This is a genomic window from Streptomyces sp. NPDC085866 (assembly GCF_044541035.1).
GTDB lineage: Bacteria > Actinomycetota > Actinomycetes > Streptomycetales > Streptomycetaceae > Streptomyces.
The window spans coordinates 524,301-539,928 of record NZ_JBITSQ010000005.1; the positions used below are offsets into that span (position 1 = coordinate 524,301).

Below are 15,628 nucleotides of genomic sequence, written 5' to 3' on the forward strand. Positions count from 1 at the left end.
GGACCTGACTCATGGGAGCCCAGCTCCGGGTCTACAAGCGTCGCATCCGATCCGTCAGCGCGACCAAGAAGATCACGAAGGCGATGGAGATGATCGCCGCCTCGCGCGTCGTCAAGGCGCAGCGCAAGGTGGCGGCCTCCACGCCCTACGCGACCGAGCTGACGCGCGCGGTCACGGCGGTCGGTACGGGTTCGAACACCAAGCACCCGCTCACCACGGAGGCGGAGAACCCGACCCGTGCCGCGGTCCTGCTCCTCACGAGCGACCGCGGTCTGGCCGGCGCCTTCAACTCCAACGCCATCAAGGCGGCGGAGCTGCTGACCGAGCGCCTCGAGCGCGAGGGCAAGCAGGTGGACACGTACATCGTCGGCCGCCGTGGTGTCGCCCACTACAACTTCCGTGAGCGCAAGATCTCGGAGTCGTGGACGGGCTTCACCGACGAGCCGTCGTACGCGGACGCCAAGAAGGTGGCGGAGCCTCTGATCGAGGCCATCGAGAAGGACACGGCCGAGGGTGGTGTGGACGAACTCCACATCGTCTACACCGAGTTCGTCTCGATGATGACGCAGACCGCACTCGACGCCCGGCTGCTGCCGCTGCGTCTCGAAGAGGTCGCGGAAGAGGCCGTCCCCACGGGCGAGATCCTTCCGCTGTACGACTTCGAGCCCTCGGCGGAGGACGTCCTCGACGCCCTGCTGCCGCGCTACGTGGAAAGCCGTATCTACAACGCGCTGCTCCAGTCGGCCGCTTCGAAGCACGCCGCCACGCGGCGCGCGATGAAGTCGGCCACCGACAACGCGGGCGAGCTGATCAACACGCTCTCCCGTCTTGCCAACGCGGCCCGCCAGGCCGAAATCACCCAGGAAATCAGCGAGATCGTCGGTGGCGCGAGCGCCCTGGCCGACGCGACCGCGGGGAGTGACCGATAATGACCACCACTGTTGAGACCGCGACGGCTACGGGCCGCGTCGCCCGGGTCATCGGCCCGGTCGTCGACGTGGAGTTCCCCGTCGACGCGATGCCGGACATCTACAACGCCCTTCACGTCGAGGTGGCCGACCCGGCCAACGCCGGCGAGAAGAAGACGCTGACCCTGGAGGTCGCCCAGCACCTGGGTGACGGCCTGGTCCGCACCATCTCCATGCAGCCCACCGACGGTCTGGTCCGCCAGGCCCCGGTCGTCGACACCGGCAACTCCATCACGGTGCCCGTCGGTGACTTCACCAAGGGCAAGGTGTTCAACACCCTCGGTGAGGTGCTGAACGTCGACGAGCAGTACGAGGGCGAGCGCTGGGGCATCCACCGCAAGGCCCCGAACTTCGACGAGCTCGAGTCGAAGACCGAGATGTTCGAGACCGGCGTCAAGGTCATCGACCTGCTGACCCCGTACGTCAAGGGCGGCAAGATCGGTCTGTTCGGCGGCGCCGGCGTCGGCAAGACGGTGCTCATCCAGGAGATGATCTACCGTGTCGCCAACAACCACGACGGTGTCTCCGTGTTCGCCGGTGTCGGTGAGCGCACCCGTGAGGGCAACGACCTCATCGAGGAGATGACCGACTCGGGCGTCATCGACAAGACCGCGCTGGTCTTCGGTCAGATGGACGAGCCCCCGGGCACCCGTCTGCGCGTCGCGCTGGCCGGCCTCACCATGGCCGAGTACTTCCGTGACGTCCAGAAGCAGGACGTGCTGTTCTTCATCGACAACATCTTCCGCTTCACCCAGGCCGGTTCCGAGGTCTCCACGCTGCTCGGCCGTATGCCCTCCGCGGTGGGTTACCAGCCGAACCTGGCCGACGAGATGGGTCTCCTCCAGGAGCGCATCACCTCGACCCGTGGTCACTCGATCACCTCGATGCAGGCGATCTACGTCCCCGCGGACGACCTGACCGACCCGGCTCCGGCCACCACCTTCGCCCACCTCGACGCGACGACGGTTCTGTCCCGTCCGATCTCCGAGAAGGGCATCTACCCGGCCGTGGACCCGCTGGACTCCACGTCCCGGATCCTGGACCCGCGCTACATCGCTGCGGATCACTACAACGCGGCCATGCGCGTGAAGACGATCCTGCAGAAGTACAAGGACCTCCAGGACATCATCGCGATCCTCGGTATCGACGAGCTGGGCGAGGAGGACAAGCTCGTCGTCCACCGTGCCCGTCGTGTGGAGCGCTTCCTGTCCCAGAACACCCACGTCGCCAAGCAGTTCACCGGCGTGGACGGCTCGGACGTGCCGCTCGACGAGTCGATCGCCGCGTTCAACGCGATCTGCGACGGTGAGTACGACCACTTCCCCGAGCAGGCGTTCTTCATGTGCGGTGGCATCGAGGACCTCAAGGCCAACGCCAAGGAGCTGGGCGTCTCCTGAGCCTCGCGCTCATCTGAGAGGGGCGCGGGCCCACCCTTCCGGGGTGTGTCCAGCCCCTCTCTCCACGCCCCTTAGAATTGACCCCAACACCCGGCACTACCGCCGGGTGGTGACCCGAGGAGCCACCCTTGGCTGCTGAGCTGCACGTCGAGCTGGTCGCCGCCGACCGCCAGGTCTGGTCCGGTGAGGCCACCCTGGTCGTCGCGCGCACCACGTCCGGCGACATCGGCGTCATGCCCGGTCACCAGCCGCTGCTCGGTGTGCTGGAGTCGGGCCCGGTGACCATCCGTACGAGTGATGGTGGAACGGTCGTCGCCGCGGTGCACGGCGGTTTCATCTCGTTCGCCGACGACAAGCTGTCGCTGCTGGCCGAGATCGCCGAGCTGTCGGACGAGATCGATGTCCAGCGCGCGGAGCGCGAGCTCGAGCGCGCGAAGGCGGAGGACGACGCCGAGGCCGAGCGTCGTGCGGATGTCCGCCTGCGGGCGGCGACGGCGGCGCGCTGATCCAGCGCGCGGTATGACGTCACTCAGCCGCGGCCGGCCCGGAGCAATCCGGTGCCGGTCGCGGCTGAGGCAGATGTGGGTGTTTTTTCCTTTTCATTACTCAGTTTCATCACCTAGGAGACGAGGAGGTCGGTGCCGATGGTCCTCGCTCTGACTGTGTGCGGGATCGTGATCGCCCTCGTGGTGGTGGGACTGTTCCTGTTCGGACTGCGCCGCAGACTGATCCAGCGCTCCGGCGGGACGTTCGACTGCTCGCTGCGCTGGGACGTGCCCGAGAAACCGGACACCAACGGCAAGGGCTGGAGCTACGGCGTCGCCCGCTACAACGGCGACCGCATCGAGTGGTACCGCGTCTTCTCCTACGCCCCCCGCCCGCGCCGCACCCTGGAGCGCGCCGCCATCGAGGTGGCCGGCCGCCGGCTGCCCGAGGGCGAGGAGGAGCTGGCGCTGCTCTCCGACGCGGTGGTCCTCGCCTGTACCCACCGGGGCACGCGCCTGGAACTCGCGATGAGCGAAGACGCGCTGACCGGTTTCCTCGCGTGGCTGGAGGCAGCCCCGCCCGGTCAGCGTGTGAACGTGGCCTGATCGCTCTCGATCGCCACGCACACCGGGTGCCCCGTGGCGGCCTTGGGATCGCTCCGACTGATGACCGTTTGGCCGGGGTCGGGCGCGAAGGTCACGGTGACGTTCACCGGGCAACTGGCTATCAGAGCCGCGGCCGTCGCGCTCGTGAAGAGGCCGGTCGACGCGAGCCGGGACGTGGTGAACCGGCCGGACCGTGCGCCCTGTCCCGGCCCATTGGGCTTGCGCTTCATTTTCCCCCCCCGAATTGTGTGTTCCGCTTGTCGTGTGGAGATACAAAGTGTTCCCGCACGGTGGGCCGAAACCCATGCCCATCAGGCCCGCTGTGGGGACTGATCGGCCCTGGTACGCGCACGCCGGGGGCGCGTGAGGCGCACGAAAACGCCGCGGGCAGACCCGAAGGCCCACCCGCGGCGCTCGCGCGGCGGAACGTGATCAGCTCAGTCCGCTGTTGATGGCGCTCACCAGCTCGCCGTTGCTGGTGTCACCGCTGAACTCCCAGAAGAACGCGCCGCCGAGGCCCTGGTTCTTGGCCCACGCCATCTTCGTCGCGATGGTGGCGGGGGTGTCGTACGACCACCAGTTGCTGCCGCAGTGCGCGTATGCCGTACCCGCGACGGTGCCGGTCGCCGGGCAGGACGTCTTCAGCACCTTGTAGTCCTCGATGCCCTGCTCGTACGTGCCGGCCGCCGGACCCGTGGCCGTGCCGCCCGGGGCGTCCTGCGTCACGCCGGTCCAGCCGCGGCCGTAGAAGCCGATGCCGATGAGCAGCTTGCTCGCGGGGACGCCGATCGCCTTGTACTTGGCCATCGCGTCGGCGGTGGTGAAGCCCGCCTTCGGGATGCCGCTGTACGAGGTGAGCGGGGAGTGCGGGGCGGTCGGACCCTGGGCGTCCCAGGCGCCGAAGAAGTCGTACGTCATCACGTTGTACCAGTCGACGTACTGCGCGGCGCCCGCGTAGTCGGCGGCCTCGATCTTGCCGCCGGAGGAGCCGTCGGCCGTGACGGCCGAGGTGACCAGGTTGTTCGAGCCGAACTTGGCGCGAAGCGCGGCCATCAGGTTCTTGTAGGCCGCGGCCCCGCTGGTGTCGCAGCTCAGGCCGCAGGCGTTCGGGTACTCCCAGTCGATGTCGATGCCGTCGAAGACGTCGGCCCAGCGCGGGTCCTCGATCAGGTCGTAGCAGGACTGTGCGAACGCGGCCGGGTTCTTCGCGGCCTCACCGAAGCCGCCGGACCAGGTCCAGCCGCCGAAGGACCACAGCACCTTGATGTTCGGGTACTTCGCCTTCAGCTCGCGCAGCTGGTTGAAGTTGCCGCGCAGCGGCTGGTCCCAGGTGTCCGCGACGCCGCTGACCGACTGGTCGGCGGTGAACGCCTTGTCGTAGTCGGCGTAGGAGTCGCCGATCGCACACTTGCCGCCGGTGACGTTGCCGAAGGCGTAGTTGATGTGCGTGATCTTCGACGCGGAGCCGGACGTCACCAGGTTCTTGACGTTGTAGTTGCGGCCGTAGATGCCCCACTCGGTGAAGTAGCCGAGCTTGACCTTGTTGCCGGTGGGCGGGGGAGTGGTGCCGCCGCCGGTGGTGTGCACGGCGACGGAGCCGCTGACCGGTCCGGTCTGGTCGGCGGTGTCGCGGGCCTGCACGGTGTAGGAGTAGTCGGTGCCGGCGGTGAGACCGGAGTCCGTGTACGACGTCGTCGTCACGGTGCCGACGACCTTGCCGTCACGCAGCACGTCGTAGTTCTTGACGCCCTTGTCGTCGGTGGCCGCGCTCCAGCTGAGCTTCACCGAGGTGTCGGTGACGGAGGACGCGGTCGGGGTGCCGGGGGCGGAGGGGGCCGCGTCACCGGGGACCGTGGTGCCGTCGCAGCTGTCGCCGTTGAGCTTGCAGTTGGACGGGGAGCCGGAGCCGGCGCCGTTGAAGCCGAAGGAGACGGTGGCGCCGGGGGCCAGGGTGCCGTTGTACGACTTGTTCTTGGCGGTCCAGTGGGTGCCGGAGTTGGTGACGTCCGCATCCCACGCGGAGGTGACCGACGTGCCGGAGGGGAAGTCCCATTCGACGGTCCAGGAGCTGATGCTGCTGGTGCCGGTGTTCTTGATGGTCCACTGACCGCCGAAGCCGGTTCCCCAGTCGCTGGTCTTGGTGTAGGTGGCGGTGGCGTTCGTCGCGGCCTGGGCGGGGCCCGCGAGACCGACCAGACCGGCCAGGGGGAGCAACAGGGTCGCGAACCCTGCCGCGGCTCTGTGTCTGAAGCGCATGCTGCGCCTCCCTCTTGTGTCGGGGGTGTCAGGGGCATGACTGAGCCTTCACGCCCACGGTGCCGCGAGAATAGAAAGGTCTGGACCACAGGTCAATAGGTCTGGACCACTTGCCCGACCGGCCCGCTAGATCCCCAACTCCTGCGCCAGTACGGCGGCTTGGACCCGGCTGCGCAGCTTCAGCTTTGCCAGCAGACGGCTGACGTGCGTCTTCACCGTGCCCTCCGCCATCTCCAGCCGCGCCGCGATCTCGGCGTTGGACAGCCCCTCGCCGACGCACGACAGCACCTCGCGCTCACGCCGGGTGAGGCCGTCCAGCACGGCCGGGTCGGCCGTCGGCTCACGCACCGGCTTCGCCGCGAACTCGGCGATCAGCCGCCGGGTGACGGCCGGCGCGACGATCCCCTCCCCGCGGGCCACCGTCCGCACGGCCTCCAGCAGATCGCGCGCCTCGGTGTTCTTCAGCAGGAACCCGGCCGCCCCCGCCCGCAGCGCCCCGAACACGTACTCGTCGAGGTCGAAGGTGGTCAGCACCAGGACGTCCGCCGTCCCTTCCGCGACGATCTGCCGGGTCGCCGACACCCCGTCCAGACGTGGCATCTGAACGTCCATCAGCACCACGTCCGGCCGCAGCTCCCGGGCCAGTTCGACCGCCCGCAGCCCGTCCGCCGCCTCCCCGGCCACCTCGATGTCGGGCGCGCTGCCGAGGATGAGGACCAGACCGGCGCGGACGGCGGACTGGTCCTCGGCGACGAGGACCCGGACGGCGCGGTTCATGCGGGGTCTCCTTCGGTGAGCGGAAGAGCGGCGCGTACGGCCCAGCGGCCGTCCTCGGGCCCGGCCTCGAAACTGCCGCCGAGCAGTGCGGCCCGCTCCCGCATCCCGGTGAGACCTGCGCCGGAGCCCGGGGCACGGGGGCTGTCGCCGGGCCGGTACGGACTGGTCACCCGCACCTGAAGTGTGTCGTTCTCCTGCCGCAGAGCGACATGGACGCACCCCGACGCCGCATGCTTCAGGGCGTTGGTCAGCGACTCCTGCACGATCCGGTAGGCGGCCAGCTCGACCGGCACGGGCACGCTGTCGTGGCCGGCGTCGAGGGTCACCTCCAGGCCGTTCGAGCGGGCACCGTCGACCAGGGCACCGAGGCCGTCGAGCGTGGGCGAGGCGGCGGGCTCCCGGTCGCCGGAGCCGTCCCGCAGGATCCCGATCAGCCGCCGCATCTCGGCCAGGCCCTCGACGCTGTTCTCCCGGATGACCGCCAGCGCGTCCATGGAGGTCTTCGGGTCGTCCAGGGAGAGCGCGGCCGTGGAGTGGATGGCGATCGCCGACAGGTGGTTGGCCACCATGTCGTGCAACTCCCGGGCGAACCGGGCCCGTTCGGAGGTGACCGCCTGGGCGCGGTCCATCTCGGCCAGCAGTGCGGTCTGTTCGGCGCGCAACCGGGCCGCCTCGGCCGCGTCGCGGTGGTTGCGGACCACCCAGCCCATGGCGGCCGGCGCGAACGCGACCACGCCGACGCCCACACCGATCAACAGCCCCTGCGGGTCGCGCCAGAGGGCGGCGGGCACGACTCCGCCGAGGACCGTCAGCATCCCGGTGATCCAGGGGATCCGCCGGGCGGCGGCGGGGCTGCCGTACAGGACGGCCGCGTACATCAGGTCGGTGTACAGCACGACCGTGACGACACTGCCGAGGGTCACCGTGTCCAGGGTCAGTGCGACGGTGCCGATCAACAGGCCGACGCGCGGCCGGATGCGGCGCAGCGGCTCACAGGCGGCGGTCAGCGCGAGCGGCACCAGCGGGGCCCAGGGCGCCTGCCACAGCACGAGGTTGTCCGAGGCCACGCGCGGGTGGATCCCGAGCACCCACAGCAGCACCCCGCCGAGCAGTCCGCCCACGGTGATGCGCAGGTCGTCGCGGTGCGGGCGGGGGAGTGCGAGGGGCATGACCCCATCCAACACGGCCCGCGGCCGCCGCGCCTGCCCCTCGGGGAGGGTCCCGAACTGCAACTTTCGCTTACCGCGGGTTCGCCCGCGCCGACGATGATCCGCGGCTCGGCCGACGGCAGCCTGGGAGGATGAGCGAAGGGGGAGAACCTTGATCGTCGGGTTGATCGTCGCCTGTGAGGTGGCCTTCTGGGTGCTGCTGGCCGCCGGGCTGTCCTTCCGCTACCTGTGGCGCATGCCCCGCACGGGCCTCGCGCTGCTGCTGTGCGAGCCGCTGCTGGAGGTGGTGCTGTTCGTGGTCACCGCGATCGACCTCAAGAACGGCGCGGAACCCGACTGGCGGCACGGCCTCGCCGCCGTCTACATCGGCTTCACCGTCGGCCTCGGCCACTCCACGATCAAGTGGGCGGACGCCCGCGTCGCCCATCGCTTCGCCGGCGGCCCGCCGCCCGTGAAGCCCCCGAAGTACGGCACGGCCCGCGCCGTCCACGAGTGGAAGGTCGCGGGCCGCTGGATCCTGGCCGCGCTCGTCGCCCTCGCCCTGCTGCAGGGCGCGGTCTGGTACGTCGGCGGCGACGGCGACACCGGCTCGCTGCGGGCGTGGCAGCTGAGGATGGTGTGGGTGATCGGGATCAACGTGGTGATCGCCGCCAGCTACACGCTGTTCCCCGGACTCCCCAAGGCGTCCAGGGCCGCCAAGGCCCCCGAGCAGGAGCGCTAACGCTCCCCGCCCGGCACCCACAGCACGTCCCCGGTGTCCTTGTTCGCGGTCCGGGCCAGGATGAACAGCAGATCGGAGAGCCGGTTCAGGTAGGTCGCGGTGAGCGGGTTCATGTGCTCGCCGTGCACCTCCAGGGCCGCCCAGGTGGAGCGCTCGGCGCGGCGGACCACCGTGCACGCCTGGTGGAGCAGGGCCGCGCCGGGTGTGCCGCCGGGGAGGATGAAGGAGCGCAGCTTCTCCAGCCGCTCGTTGAAGCGGTCGCAGTCCGCCTCCAGCCGGTCGATGTAGAACTGCTCGACCCGGAGCGGCGGGAACTCCGGGTTCTCCACCACCGGCGTCGACAGGTCCGCGCCCACGTCGAACAGGTCGTTCTGGACGCGGGTGAGGACCTCGACGACCTCCTCGTCCAGGCCGCCCAGTGCGATCGCGGTGCCGATCACCGCGTTGGCCTCGTTGGCGTCGGCGTACGCCGAGATCCTGAGGTCGGTCTTGGCGACCCGGCTCATGTCACCGAGGGCGGTGCTGCCCTTGTCGCCGGTCCTGGTGTAGATGCGCGTCAGATTGACCATATGGCCAGCGTAGTTACGCTCCGGCCGTCCGGAACACACGTGTGCCCACCGTCACGGCGAGCCCCGCGAAACCGACCGCGACGAGCACGCCGTACAGCATGTGCGCGCTCGTGTACTGGCCGACGTACGCGTCGCGCACCGCGTCCACCAGATAGCGGAACGGCACGAAGTGCGAGAGCACGTCCAGCCAGGTGGGCGCCAGCGTCATCGGGAGCATCAGGCCGGACAGCAGCATCGACGGCATCGACAGCGCGTTGATCAGGGGACCGAACTCCTGCGGGGTGCGGACCCGCATGCCCAGCGCGTACGACAGCGAGGCCAGCGAGAGAGTCAGCAGGGCGACGAACCCGAAGCCGATGAGGATGCCCGGCACGGGTGCGCGCAGGCCCATCACCACCGCGGCGAGCACCAGCAGCACCGCCTGGAAGACGAAGACCGTGGCGTCCCGCAGCACCCGGCCGAGGAGCAGGGCGAGCCGGCTGACGGGCGTCACACGCATCCGCTCCACCACCCCCTGGGCGTTTTCCATGATGATCGTGAAGCCAGCGAACAGCGCTCCGAACAAGCCGAGTTGGAGCAGCAGGCCGGGTACGAGCACCTGCCAGGAGCTGCCCGTCCCGCCGAGCGGCAGGCCGGTGAGGAGCGGGCCGAAGAACAGGAGATAGAGGAGCGGGGTCAACACGCCGAAGAGCAGCGCGAAGCGGGAGCGCAGGGACTGGCGGAGGTAACGGCCGTAGACGAGGCCGGTGTCGTGAAGAAGCATCTCTCTGATTCCGTGAGCGATCCGACGGGAACGGTCCTATACGGCGATGGGGGCGGTGTCGGCCGGGGCGGCCCCGCGGCCGGTGATGGCGAGGAAGGTGTCCTGGAGGGTGGCGTCGATCGAGCCGCCGTGGGCCAGCTTGAGCGCGCTCGGCGTGCCGTCGGCCACGACGACGCCCCGGTCGACGACGACCAGCCGGTCGGCGAGGGCGTCGGCCTCGTCCAGGTAGTGGGTGGTCAGGAAGACCGTGGTGCCGTGCTGGTCGCGCAGCCGGCGGACCAGGTCCCACAGGTCGGCCCGGCTGCCCGGGTCCAGTCCGGTCGTCGGCTCGTCCAGGAACAGCACCTTCGGGCGATGGGTGAGCGCCATCGCGATGTCGAGCCGGCGCCGCTGTCCGCCGGAGAGGGCGCCCGTCTTCCGGTCGAGCAGTTCGGTGAGGTCCAGCTCCCGGGCGAGTTCCGCGGCGCGCTCGGCGGCCTCGGCCTTCGACAACCGGTACATCCGGGCCTGGGTGACCAGCTCCTCCCGGGCGGTGATCTGCGGATCCACCCCGCCGGACTGGGCGACGTAGCCGGAGGCCCGGCGCACCCCGGCCGGGTCCGTCGCCAGGTCGCACCCGGCGACGGTGGCCGCGCCGCCGGTGGGTTTCAGCAGGGTGGTGAGCATGCGCAGGGTGGTCGACTTGCCGGCGCCGTTCGGGCCGAGAAAGCCGAGGATCTCACCTTCGCGGACGGTGAGGTCGACACATCGGACGGCCTCCACGGGGCCGGTTTTCGTCTGGAAGGTGCGGGCCAGTCCGGCCGCGCTGATGACTGCTGCCATGCCCACAGAAAAACAGAGTCCCTGAAATTTTGCAATGACACCAAGTTTTCAACGGGTCCAGCGAAGTTAGGATGCGGACATGGCTGAGGGACTCAGGGAGCGGAAGAAGCGGCAGACCAGGCAGTACATCTCGGATGTCGCCACGGGGCTGTTCCTGGAGCGCGGGTTCGACGCCGTGACGGTCGCGGAGATCGCCGAGGCCGCGAACGTCTCCGTCAACACCGTCTACAACTACTTCCCGGCGAAGGAGGACCTCTTCTTCGACCGCTCCGCGGGCATGGTCGACCGGCTCGCCCGCTGGGTGCGGGGCCGCCCCGCCGGCGAGTCCGCGGTCGGCGCGGTCCTGCGCGAGCTGCGCGAGGAGGTCGAGGCGGTCTCACCCCGGGTCGGTCTGATCCCGGGATACGCGGGCTTCATGCGGGTCATCGAGGAGACCCCCGCGCTGCGCTCCCGGCTGTGGGCCATCGCCCAGGAGGTCCAGGCCAACCTGGAACTGGCGCTGCGCGAGGAGACCGGCGCGGCCCACGACGACGAACTGCCCACTCTGATGGCGGGTCAGATCGGCTGGGTGCACAGTACGGTCATGGCGGTCATCTCGCGCGAGATGGTCAAGGGGGGCGAACCGCGCGAAGTATCACGAGAGGTGCTCGTTCTCCTCGACGACATCGAGGACCTGTTGAGCGAAAAGGTCCTCAACTACGCCGTCCGTGGCTCGTCCTGACCCCTGCCGGTGTGATGTCCGTCAATTGAGACGTGACGCGCGTTACTTACCGGTCACACAGCGGCTCCGGAGCGCTATGGTCCGCCGAAGAGCCAGACGTCAACAGCGTTGAGGGAGTCGGAGTGGCACGGAAGCTCGCCGTCATCGGGGCCGGTCTCATGGGATCCGGCATCGCCCAGGTCGCCGCACAGGCGGGCTGGGACGTCGTCCTGCGCGACGTCACCGACGAGGCAATCAAGCGTGGCACCGACGGCATCAAGGCCTCGTACGACAAGTTCGTCAGCAAGGGCAAGCTGGAGGCGCACGCCGCCGAGGCCGCCCTCGCCCGCATCACCGCCACCACCGACCTGGACGCCGCAGCCGACGCCGACATCGTCGTGGAGGCCGTCTTCGAGAAGCTGGAGGTCAAGCACGAGATCTTCCGCGCGCTCGACAAGATCGTGCGTCCGGAGACCGTGCTCGCCTCCAACACCTCCGCCATCCCGATCACCAAGATCGCGGCGGCCACCGAGCACCCCGAGCGGGTCGTCGGTGTGCACTTCTTCTCGCCGGTGCCGATGATGCAGCTCGTCGAGCTCGTCCGCGGCTACAAGACCAGCGACGAAACCCTCGCCACCGCGCGGGAGTTCGCCGAGTCCGTCGGCAAGACCTGCATCGTCGTCAACCGCGATGTCGCCGGGTTCGTGACCACCCGGCTCATCTCCGCCCTCGTCGTCGAGGCGACCAAGCTCTACGAGTCCGGCGTCGCGACCGCCGAGGACATCGACCTCGCCTGCAAGCTGGGCTTCGGCCACGCCATGGGCCCGCTGGCCACCGCGGACCTGACCGGCGTGGACATCCTGCTGCACGCCACCAGCAACATCTACACCGAGTCCCAGGACGAGAAGTTCGCCCCGCCGGAGCTGATGCGCCGGATGGTGGACGCCGGTGACATCGGGCGCAAGAGCGGGCAGGGCTTCTACAAGTACTGACCCGTACACGACCGGACGCACGCCCCGGGAGCGTCACTCCCGGGGGTGAATTCGGTATCGGTTCGCTTACAAGCAGCAACCGCTCTGCCACCCAGGCAGTCAGACGTTGCACAGCACCGTCACGGAGTACGCCACACCGCACTCAACGGGGAGCGCATATGTACATCAGGGGCGACCACGCCGAGCTGGTCGTCGGGGGCCGCCTCGACGTCCGCAGCGCGGCGGACGCCCGTACGGCCCTGCACTCGGCCGTCGACACCGGAGTCGGCGACCTGGTGCTCGACCTGTCCGAACTGGACTCCTGGGACGCCACCGGACTCGGGGTGATCATGGGTGCCCACCGGCGGGCCGGCCGCTGCGGGCGCCGTCTGGTGCTGCGCGGTGTCCCGCCGCAGATGCAGCGCCTGCTGGTGGCCACCCGGCTGCACCGCATCCTCGCCATCGAGGGCGGCATCGGCGTGGAGTCGCTGCCCCGCGTGTGACGTGTCCCGGGTGAACACCCCGATCGGGTGTGAACCGGGCGACAGGGGAGACCCGGACGCAGCTGCCGAAGCGCGCGTCGAGGGCAATCCTCACCGGACTGTGATGCTTCGGACCGCCCGCTACCCCGCCCTGTCGTAGATACTGTGCGAAGGTTTAGGGTTCGGTCGCCCGCTGCCTCGCAACCCTCGATCGAGCGGGCCCGGACCAGAAGCGACAGCGCAGTGTGCAGCAGGCCGGGAGGGGCCGGTATTTGCCAGGGCACACGACGCTTTTGGGGGCTTGAACCTATGGACCCGATCACTCCGGGACCCGGGGAGCACGGCCAGGCTCCGAGCCGCCGCCCGCCCCGGGAATCCCTCACCTCCGACTTCGGCCAGAGCGCGCCCGCGCTCGCCCGCACGGCGCAGCTGGTCTCCGGCGACTTCCTGCTGACTGTCAATCCGGTCGACGGCAGCGAGATAGAACCCTGCCCGCCGCACGAACGGCCGGGCCGGCCGCGCAAGCGCACCGCCGCCGAGCGCGCCGAGACCGAGCGCGCCGCGCGGCCGCCCGTGCCACCGGGGCCGGCGCAGCCCACGCTCGCCCTCCTGGAGCGCCAGGACGACCGCGAACGCCTGGTCCGCCTCCTGGCCCGCGGCCGCTCCGTGCGCCTCACCGGCCCCGCCGGCTCCGGCCGCACCGCTCTGCTCGACCTGGTCGCCGAGGACTGCCTGGACCTCGCCCCCGACGGCGTGGTCCACCTCACCGGCTTCCGCCGCTCGGCCACCGACCTCCTGTACGACCTCTTCCACGCCGTCTACGACGCCCCCCTGTACCGGCCCGAACGGGGCCAGTTGCTCGAACTGGTCGCCGAGATCGGCGCGGTCGTGGTCGTCGACGACCTGGAGTTCGGCGGCGCCGCCCTGGACGAACTGCTCGCCGCCACCGCCGAGTGCGCCTTCCTGCTCGGCGCCACCCCGGACGTCCCCGCGCCCGCCGCCGACTCCGACGTCGAGGAGGTCTTCCTCACCGGCCTGGACCGTGCGGCCGGCGTGGAGATCCTGGAGCGTGCCGTCGGCCGGGTCCTCACCGAGGAGGAGGCCAACTGGGCCGGCGACCTGTGGTTCGAGTCCGAGGGCCTGCCGCTGCGGTTCGTCCAGGCCGGTGCCCTGCTCCGGCAGCGCGACCAACTGCGCGCCAGCACCGGCGCGGTGGACGAGTACGGCGTCTTCGAGGACGTACGCATTCCCGTCGAGGCACCCCTGGACGCGACGGAGGCGGAGGATGTCCCGCTGCCGTCCCTCGGCGAGGCCGCCGCACCCGCGCCGCTGCTCGCCTCCCGGCTCAGTGCCTCCGCCCGCGCCACCCTGCGCTTCGCCGTCGCCCTCGGCGGCGAGGTGCCGCACCAGGCGCACCTGCCCGCGCTGGTCGGCGACACCCACGCGGACGCCGCGCTCGGTGAACTCGCGAGCTGCGGACTGATCTCCCCGGTCGGCTGCCGCTACCGCCTCGCGGCCGGTGTGCCGGCCCAGCTGGAGGCCGCCGGCTACGCCGCCGACGCCCCCGCCCAGGCCCTCACCGCCGCCGAGCACTACGCCTGGTGGACCGGGCATCCCTCGGTCACGCCCGAGCGGGTGTCCGCCGAGGCCGACGCGGTCCTCGCCGCGCTCGCGGTCGTGGTGCCGGACACCGTGCCTCCGGTCGAGGGCGAGGAGAGCGTCGCGGTACGGCTCGCCCGTACGGCCGCGCCCGCCTTCGCCGCCGGGCTGCACTGGAGCGCCTGGGAACGGGCGCTGCGGTCCGGTGCCGAGGCCTCCCGGCTCTCCGGTGAGGTCTCCGAACAGGCCTGGTTCCACCACGAGTTGGGCATCCTCGCGCTCTGCGGCGGACAGCTCGACCGAGCCCGCGCCGAGCTGGAGTCCTCGGGCGGCCTGCGTGCGGCGCTCGCCGACAAGCGGGGCACGGTCGCCGGACGCCGGGCCCTGGCCCTGGTCGCCGACCTCGCGGGCGATGTGCCCGGGCCGATGGCGGGCGAGGAGATACCGGACGCCCGCCACGAGGAGTCGGCGTCGCCTCCCGGCGGGCTGGCGGTGCCCTACCAGCCGACGTACGCCCCCGCCGACGACACCCTGGTCACGCACCAGCCTCCGGCCCTCAAGTCGCTGGGCGGCATCCGCCGTCTGGCCCGCCGCAACATGGTCGCGGCCGGCTCCGGTGCCCTGCTCGCCGCCGTCCTCGGCACGGTCGTCACGCTCGGCATGACGTCCCACGAGAGCGCGGACAAGAACCCGGCCGGACAGGTCGGCGTCAATCCGTCCGCGAGCCAGGGACTGGACGACGGCGGCCTGGGCGCGGACCCGAAGAAGGACAGCGGCTCGACCGGCAGCGCCGGCACGCCCTCCGGCACCCCGACGGACCCGGGCCCCGACGGCACCCCGGACGACCCGACGTCGCCGTCGGACACGAGCCGGCCCTCCGACAGCGGCAAGCCGACCGGCGGCAAGACCTCGGGCTCGCCGTCCAAGACGCCCAAACCGTCGGGCTCGTCCAGCTCGCCGGGCGGCACGACCGGTGGGAGCACCACCGGTGGCTCGACCACGGGCGGCACATCGGGCGGGAGCACCACTGGTGGCTCGACCACGGGCGGCTCGACCACGGGCGGCACCGGCGGGTCGACCACGGGCGGCACATCGGGCGGCAGCACCACCGGTGGCTCGACCACGGGGGGCACGTCCGGCGGGAGCACCACCGGGGGCACGACCACGGGCGGTACCGACGGCGGAACCACCACGGGCGGCACCGACGCCGGCACGACCGGGAGCACGACGACCGGTTCGTCGTCCCCCACCTCCAGCGACTCGGCGAGCGCGCCGGTGGGCAGCGGTCCGGCCGTCGTGATGTGACGTCCGGCGCGCACGGCAGAAGGGCGGGTCCGGCACGG

General features: G+C 70.6%; 16 protein-coding genes. 9 read left to right on the forward strand and 7 right to left on the reverse strand.

The features are described 5' to 3' along the window. The first annotated feature begins 11 nt into the window (after nt 1-11). The 4 genes from ACIF83_RS15340 to ACIF83_RS15355 all read left to right on the forward strand — a co-directional run bounded on the left by ACIF83_RS15340 (nt 12) and on the right by ACIF83_RS15355 (nt 3,456). Nucleotides 12-929: a F0F1 ATP synthase subunit gamma gene (locus ACIF83_RS15340; protein ID WP_393469519.1), complete on the forward strand. Its 918-nt coding sequence runs from the start codon at nt 12-14 to the stop codon at nt 927-929. Further along, nucleotides 929-2,365 (forward strand): F0F1 ATP synthase subunit beta, encoded by a 1,437-nt coding sequence (gene atpD / locus ACIF83_RS15345; protein WP_393469522.1) that lies wholly within the window; start codon nt 929-931, stop codon nt 2,363-2,365. Before ACIF83_RS15340 ends, atpD begins: the two co-directional genes overlap by 1 nt. 128 nt (nt 2,366-2,493) lie before the next feature. Continuing rightward, nucleotides 2,494-2,871, forward strand: a complete 378-nt coding sequence (locus ACIF83_RS15350; protein WP_393469525.1) for a F0F1 ATP synthase subunit epsilon — start codon at nt 2,494-2,496, stop codon at nt 2,869-2,871. 138 nt (nt 2,872-3,009) lie between these two features. Further along, nucleotides 3,010-3,456: a DUF2550 domain-containing protein gene (locus tag ACIF83_RS15355; RefSeq protein ID WP_145883641.1), complete on the forward strand. Its 447-nt coding sequence runs from the start codon at nt 3,010-3,012 to the stop codon at nt 3,454-3,456. Here the strand turns inward: ACIF83_RS15355 and ACIF83_RS15360 are convergent. The 4 genes from ACIF83_RS15360 to ACIF83_RS15375 form a co-directional block, all read right to left on the reverse strand. Then, nucleotides 3,435-3,686 carry a hypothetical protein gene (locus ACIF83_RS15360; RefSeq protein WP_399727036.1) on the reverse strand — a complete coding sequence of 84 codons (252 nt, stop codon included), beginning with the start codon at nt 3,684-3,686 and terminating at the stop codon, nt 3,435-3,437. The genes ACIF83_RS15355 and ACIF83_RS15360 overlap by 22 nt on opposite strands. A gap of 202 nt (nt 3,687-3,888) precedes the next feature. Further along, nucleotides 3,889-5,712 (reverse strand): glycosyl hydrolase family 18 protein, encoded by a 1,824-nt coding sequence (locus tag ACIF83_RS15365; RefSeq protein WP_393469529.1) that lies wholly within the window; start codon nt 5,710-5,712, stop codon nt 3,889-3,891. Between the two features lie 126 nt (nt 5,713-5,838). Then, a complete protein-coding gene (locus ACIF83_RS15370) occupies nt 5,839-6,489 on the reverse strand; it encodes a response regulator (protein ID WP_393469532.1) in 651 nt (216 codons plus the stop codon). Beyond that, complete coding sequence (locus ACIF83_RS15375) at nt 6,486-7,658, reverse strand: sensor histidine kinase (RefSeq protein WP_399727041.1); 1,173 nt, start codon at nt 7,656-7,658, stop codon at nt 6,486-6,488. Before ACIF83_RS15375 ends, ACIF83_RS15370 begins: the two co-directional genes overlap by 4 nt. Before the next feature lie 151 nt (nt 7,659-7,809). Between ACIF83_RS15375 and ACIF83_RS15380 the strand changes: the two genes are divergently transcribed. Further along, nucleotides 7,810-8,379, forward strand: a complete 570-nt coding sequence (locus ACIF83_RS15380) for a hypothetical protein (RefSeq protein ID WP_399727044.1) — start codon at nt 7,810-7,812, stop codon at nt 8,377-8,379. Here ACIF83_RS15380 and ACIF83_RS15385 read toward each other — a convergent pair. The 3 genes from ACIF83_RS15385 to ACIF83_RS15395 are packed head-to-tail and all read right to left on the reverse strand — an operon-like array spanning nt 8,376 to nt 10,533. Next, complete coding sequence (locus tag ACIF83_RS15385; protein WP_393469541.1) at nt 8,376-8,948, reverse strand: cob(I)yrinic acid a,c-diamide adenosyltransferase; 573 nt, start codon at nt 8,946-8,948, stop codon at nt 8,376-8,378. The genes ACIF83_RS15380 and ACIF83_RS15385 overlap by 4 nt on opposite strands. 13 nt (nt 8,949-8,961) lie before the next feature. Beyond that, nucleotides 8,962-9,711, reverse strand: coding sequence for an ABC transporter permease (locus ACIF83_RS15390; RefSeq protein ID WP_399727047.1), 750 nt, complete (start codon nt 9,709-9,711; stop codon nt 8,962-8,964). Nucleotides 9,712-9,747: 36 nt separating this feature from the next. Next, nucleotides 9,748-10,533, reverse strand: a complete 786-nt coding sequence (locus ACIF83_RS15395) for an ABC transporter ATP-binding protein (protein ID WP_399727050.1) — start codon at nt 10,531-10,533, stop codon at nt 9,748-9,750. A gap of 79 nt (nt 10,534-10,612) precedes the next feature. On the opposite strand from ACIF83_RS15395, the gene ACIF83_RS15400 reads away from it, so the two are divergent. The 4 genes from ACIF83_RS15400 (at nt 10,613) to ACIF83_RS15415 (ending at nt 15,590) form a co-directional block, all read left to right on the forward strand. Then, complete coding sequence (locus ACIF83_RS15400; RefSeq protein ID WP_393469550.1) at nt 10,613-11,254, forward strand: TetR/AcrR family transcriptional regulator; 642 nt, start codon at nt 10,613-10,615, stop codon at nt 11,252-11,254. A 122-nt stretch (nt 11,255-11,376) separates the two neighbouring features. After that, a complete protein-coding gene (locus ACIF83_RS15405; RefSeq protein WP_393469552.1) occupies nt 11,377-12,225 on the forward strand; it encodes a 3-hydroxyacyl-CoA dehydrogenase family protein in 849 nt (282 codons plus the stop codon). Nucleotides 12,226-12,383: 158 nt separating this feature from the next. Continuing rightward, a complete protein-coding gene (locus ACIF83_RS15410) occupies nt 12,384-12,707 on the forward strand; it encodes an STAS domain-containing protein (RefSeq protein WP_030656141.1) in 324 nt (107 codons plus the stop codon). Between the two features lie 288 nt (nt 12,708-12,995). Then, a complete protein-coding gene (locus ACIF83_RS15415) occupies nt 12,996-15,590 on the forward strand; it encodes an ATP-binding protein (protein WP_399727055.1) in 2,595 nt (864 codons plus the stop codon). The last annotated feature ends 38 nt before the right edge of the window (nt 15,591-15,628 follow it).

Excerpts from the sequence above, each read along its gene's own strand:
- ACIF83_RS15340 (WP_393469519.1), top strand. The coding sequence starts at position 12 with ATGGGAGCCCAGCTCCGGGTCTACAAGCGTCGCATCCGATCCGTCAGC.
- atpD (WP_393469522.1), top strand. The coding sequence starts at position 929 with ATGACCACCACTGTTGAGACCGCGACGGCTACGGGCCGCGTCGCCCGG.
- ACIF83_RS15355 (WP_145883641.1), top strand. The coding sequence starts at position 3,010 with ATGGTCCTCGCTCTGACTGTGTGCGGGATCGTGATCGCCCTCGTGGTG.
- ACIF83_RS15360 (WP_399727036.1), bottom strand. The coding sequence starts at position 3,686 with ATGAAGCGCAAGCCCAATGGGCCGGGACAGGGCGCACGGTCCGGCCGG.
- ACIF83_RS15365 (WP_393469529.1), bottom strand. The coding sequence starts at position 5,712 with ATGCGCTTCAGACACAGAGCCGCGGCAGGGTTCGCGACCCTGTTGCTC.
- ACIF83_RS15370 (WP_393469532.1), bottom strand. The coding sequence starts at position 6,489 with ATGAACCGCGCCGTCCGGGTCCTCGTCGCCGAGGACCAGTCCGCCGTC.
- ACIF83_RS15375 (WP_399727041.1), bottom strand. The coding sequence starts at position 7,658 with ATGCCCCTCGCACTCCCCCGCCCGCACCGCGACGACCTGCGCATCACC.
- ACIF83_RS15385 (WP_393469541.1), bottom strand. The coding sequence starts at position 8,948 with ATGGTCAATCTGACGCGCATCTACACCAGGACCGGCGACAAGGGCAGC.
- ACIF83_RS15390 (WP_399727047.1), bottom strand. The coding sequence starts at position 9,711 with ATGCTTCTTCACGACACCGGCCTCGTCTACGGCCGTTACCTCCGCCAG.
- ACIF83_RS15395 (WP_399727050.1), bottom strand. The coding sequence starts at position 10,533 with ATGGCAGCAGTCATCAGCGCGGCCGGACTGGCCCGCACCTTCCAGACG.
- ACIF83_RS15400 (WP_393469550.1), top strand. The coding sequence starts at position 10,613 with ATGGCTGAGGGACTCAGGGAGCGGAAGAAGCGGCAGACCAGGCAGTAC.
- ACIF83_RS15410 (WP_030656141.1), top strand. The coding sequence starts at position 12,384 with ATGTACATCAGGGGCGACCACGCCGAGCTGGTCGTCGGGGGCCGCCTC.
- ACIF83_RS15415 (WP_399727055.1), top strand. The coding sequence starts at position 12,996 with ATGGACCCGATCACTCCGGGACCCGGGGAGCACGGCCAGGCTCCGAGC.